This window comes from Sulfurovum sp., from assembly GCF_049668085.1.
GTDB lineage: Bacteria > Campylobacterota > Campylobacteria > Campylobacterales > Sulfurovaceae > Sulfurovum.
The window spans coordinates 1-3,255 of the sequence record NZ_JBATIY010000155.1 but is presented as its reverse complement, the minus strand read 5'-3'; the positions used below and the strand labels follow the sequence as shown (position 1 = coordinate 3,255).

6 protein-coding genes are annotated in these 3,255 nt (G+C 38.2%); 3 read left to right on the top strand and 3 right to left on the bottom strand.

Going from position 1 to position 3,255, the window contains the following annotated elements:
• A partial coding sequence (locus WBM70_RS09720; protein ID WP_424558315.1) for an outer membrane beta-barrel protein occupies window positions 1–335 on the bottom strand: 335 nt, incomplete at its 3' end.
• A gap of 210 nt (window positions 336–545) precedes the next feature.
• Here WBM70_RS09720 and WBM70_RS09715 point away from each other — a divergent pair.
• Window positions 546–1,514, top strand: coding sequence for an AAA family ATPase (locus WBM70_RS09715; RefSeq protein ID WP_424558314.1), 969 nt, complete (start codon window positions 546–548; stop codon window positions 1,512–1,514).
• Here the strand turns inward: WBM70_RS09715 and WBM70_RS09710 are convergent.
• Window positions 1,511–1,864 (bottom strand): thioredoxin family protein, encoded by a 354-nt coding sequence (locus tag WBM70_RS09710; RefSeq protein ID WP_424558313.1) that lies wholly within the window; start codon window positions 1,862–1,864, stop codon window positions 1,511–1,513. The genes WBM70_RS09715 and WBM70_RS09710 overlap by 4 nt on opposite strands.
• Before the next feature lie 29 nt (window positions 1,865–1,893).
• Window positions 1,894–2,283, bottom strand: a complete 390-nt coding sequence (locus WBM70_RS09705) for a cytidine deaminase family protein (RefSeq protein ID WP_424558312.1) — start codon at window positions 2,281–2,283, stop codon at window positions 1,894–1,896.
• Between the two features lie 100 nt (window positions 2,284–2,383).
• Between WBM70_RS09705 and WBM70_RS09700 the strand changes: the two genes are divergently transcribed.
• Together WBM70_RS09700 and WBM70_RS09695 are read left to right on the top strand one after the other, a co-directional pair.
• Complete coding sequence (locus tag WBM70_RS09700) at window positions 2,384–2,602, top strand: hypothetical protein (protein WP_424558311.1); 219 nt, start codon at window positions 2,384–2,386, stop codon at window positions 2,600–2,602.
• Window positions 2,603–3,255: fructosamine kinase family protein (locus WBM70_RS09695; protein ID WP_424558310.1), on the top strand; the 653-nt coding region annotated here is incomplete at its 3' end.

The window sequence follows — 3,255 nt, the reverse complement described above, 5'->3', positions numbered from 1 at the left end:
TAGAGACCCCAGCTTGAGAAGTCACCATCGTAGTCACTGCTTAGACTGTTTGTATTACCAGGACTATAGTCCATATCTAGTCCGAACGTATAACGTCCTTCAAGAGCTATATATTCATTGTATTGGTATCCTGCCTGAAGCATGAGTGTTGTAGCACTGAACTCTTCAGATGTATCATCATCATTGACACTTGCATCACCAATTCCGATTCCCAGATAGAATGGACTTTGTTCCACAACCATCGGTGTCTCTATTACTGGTTCTACAGGTGCGATATCGCCGCCTGCCGTTAAGACTGCGCTTGCTGCTGCAAGACTTATAAGTATCTTTTTCATCTTTTCCCTTTATTTAAAATATTGTAGTTGATCTTATTCCCTATGCAACTATAATAAGTATATCGTGGTTAATTTTAATTTAGTTGAAGTATTTATGTAATTTTATAATTTGTTATTTGTTAATTTTATATTTGTGTACAGTGTACAACCAATGAAGGAGATAAAGTGATTTTGGGTATGATAATATGAAGATGATGTAAAAGGGCTAATATGACACCAAGAGAAGCTATACAAATATTGGAAGATAGAATGAATGCATCGGTTTTGGGGCAAGAGCATATTGTTTCAAGATTGATTATGAGTATGCTTGCTGATGGTAATATCCTTGTAGAGGGATTGCCAGGACTTGCAAAGACAAGGGCTGTACGTGCAATGGCAGATGCTATAGAAGGTCAATTTTCACGTATACAGTTCACTCCTGATCTGCTTCCATTAGATGTAACAGGTACCGAACAGCTAAATGTGGAGGATGGAAAAAAAGTACGCCATTTTTATAAAGGACCTATCTTTGGAAATATTATTTTGGCAGATGAGATAAACCGTGCTCCCGCAAAAATACAATCAGCCATGCTTGAAGCCATGGAAGAGAAACAAGTGACTGTGGCAGGACAAACACATAAACTTCCAGAACTGTTCATTGTCATGGCAACACAGAACCCTCTTGAACAAGAGGGAACCTTTCCTCTGTCTGAAGCACAAAAAGACCGTTTTTTTATGCATGTGAAGATCGACTATCCAAAGATGGATTCAGAATTTCAAATGATCAAGTTGATACAAAAAGAGAGGTTTGCTCAGAGTGAATCTAAAGAAAAGATATCTCAAGAGATGATCTTTGCTGCACGTCGTGAGGTGGCACAAGTGAAATTCAGTGATACGGTTGGACATTATATCGTCGAACTCGTGTTCGCTACACGTTATCCACTTCGATACAGTAAACAACTTGAAGTCATGATCGATGTAGGGGTAAGCCCCCGAGCTACTCTGGCACTTATCCAATGTGCCCAGGCAAATGCATGGATGCATCGCAGAGACGAAATGAGTGTAGAAGACGTGCGTGCTGTTATTCATGATGTATTTCACCATCGTTTAGTCATTAGTGAACATGCGCTTACCAATAAAAGAACACCAGAAGAGATCATAGATATTATCTTAGAACAGGTACCAACACCAAAAGTTTAAGTAAAGAGTCGACTTAAAAAGGAGCCTTTCCCTGCCAGTTTATCTATAAGCTCAAAGTAATAGGTTTCGTGTTTTAGTCCCACTTCAGGGTACTTGAGTTTTTCATCTTTGAGTACTGCTATAGTAAAAGGTACAGAACGTACCTTGAATGCAGATGCCAGTTTCGGATTTCTTGAGACATCACACTTCACTACTTGGACACCATTTTTCTCACCATACGTTTCAAGTCTTTCATCTATAAGTTTAGTAAGCATTTGACAAGGTCCACAGGTAGGGGAGTAGAAGTCTATGAAAACCGGGTTTTCGTTGTTTTTTATAATGTTTTCATAATTTTTATCTGTAAGTTCCATATGCAAGTGTATCAAGATTTTCTTTGCATTTATGCTTTGCTGGCTTCCCAACGGTGAGGTAGTAGTGCATCTAATATAATGTATTTTTCTGTAGAGAGGTACACTTTTGTATTGATATTCTTCGTGTCGACTTGAAACATGAATTCTCTACATCGTCCACATGGTGGTCTGATAGCGTTAGCGCTTACAGCAACGATCATCTCGATCTGCGTTTCTCTATTTTTTAGCATTTCAGCGATGGCTGAGTGTTCAGCACAAAATCCAATACCACAAGCTACATCAATGTTAATGCCCGTGTAGACATTCCCATCGGTCGTTAAAAGTGCAGCAGCTACAGATCCTGCAGAATAGTCCGAACTGCTTAGCTCATATTCTCCAAGTATGTTCTGTGCTTCTTTGATCAATTCTTTTGCAGTCACACTATCCCTTTTTAACTATCATTTTTATATTGTCAGTATATCAAAATATTCTGCCATTGAAAAAAAGAAGAAAACAGACTTCTTACAGTAAAATACCAACATGGAACAACATATAAAAATAGAATTTAAACAATCAACCGTAGAGAATCTGCACCTCTTTTCTGAAATGCTTAACAAAGATGTTAATAGCATGATCGAAGAAGCACTTGAACAATATTTCGACAGTGAGCAAAAAAAGCTTATGGAAAAAAATATTAATGATGATAATGCCATGACAAATTTGGATTTTGATGAGTTTTGGGATGACTTGGATATTTGAGTGCAAGAAGAACTTAGTGAAGCATTAGGCCAAGAAGTAGAAAGGCTAGATCTTTTACAGCAAGGTCAGATAGGTGGTGTTTATAAGGCAAGAGTAGAGGGTCAGACTTATGTGGTAAAGAGTTCCGATCAAAGAGAGAAATTAGCTGTAGAAGCAAAGATGCTAAATGACCTTCATGATGTTAAGATCCGCGTGCCTGAAGTGATTTTTGCCAACGAATCTTTTTTAATGATGGAATATATCAAAAGTATCGATCAAGATCAATGCACCCAAGAGATAGAAGCAGCAAAGCTTTTAAGTACACTGCACTCGATCACCAATGAAAACAGAATATACGGCTATTATTACGATACCACCATCGGTCCTTTTCCTCAAAAAAATGAGCAGACCCAATATAACTGGACACTTTTCTTGGGACAGATGCGAATCATACCTATGGCAAAACGTTGTTATGATGAAGGAAAGATATCTAAACAGATACTGGAGCGATTAGAAGGATTATGTCGCGAACTTTATAAACGTATAGATATGCGTAATATTGATCCTTCTCTGTTGCATGGCGATGTGTGGAGCGGGAATGTACTTTTTGAGAGAAAAAAAGGCGCTTGTTTGATAGATCCTGCCATGTACTATGGAGACAAAGAGATGGAGCT